The organism is Rhizobium sp. SVR5-9E, from assembly GCF_056755095.1.
This window is the reverse complement of sequence record NZ_JBNDHS010000590.1, coordinates 1-248: the sequence shown is the minus strand read 5'-3', so window position 1 is coordinate 248 and position 248 is coordinate 1. Positions and strand designations below refer to the sequence as shown.

Below are 248 nucleotides of genomic sequence, written 5' to 3'. Positions count from 1 at the left end.
CCACTACACAGACAATATCTAATGTAGGTGTAGGAACTTACTGGGTGAAATTGAAAACAGGCAGTTGTATAACACGGCAAACGGTAGCTATATACGCATCCGAGCAGCCCGTAATTTCTTCCGTGGATATTGCCAATAATACAGTAACCGTAAATGCTTCGGGAGGACAGGCTCCTTACCAATATTCTACGGATGGCATCAACTGGCAGGAATCTAATGTGTTTGCCAATGTTCCGCGGGGTGATAAC

1 protein-coding gene is annotated in these 248 nt (G+C 44.8%); it reads left to right on the top strand.

The window, feature by feature from the left end; translation table 11 throughout:
* Positions 1 to 44: 44 nt before the first annotated feature.
* Positions 45 to 248: hypothetical protein (locus ACPYOJ_RS36185; protein WP_481420506.1), on the top strand; the 204-nt coding region annotated here is incomplete at its 3' end.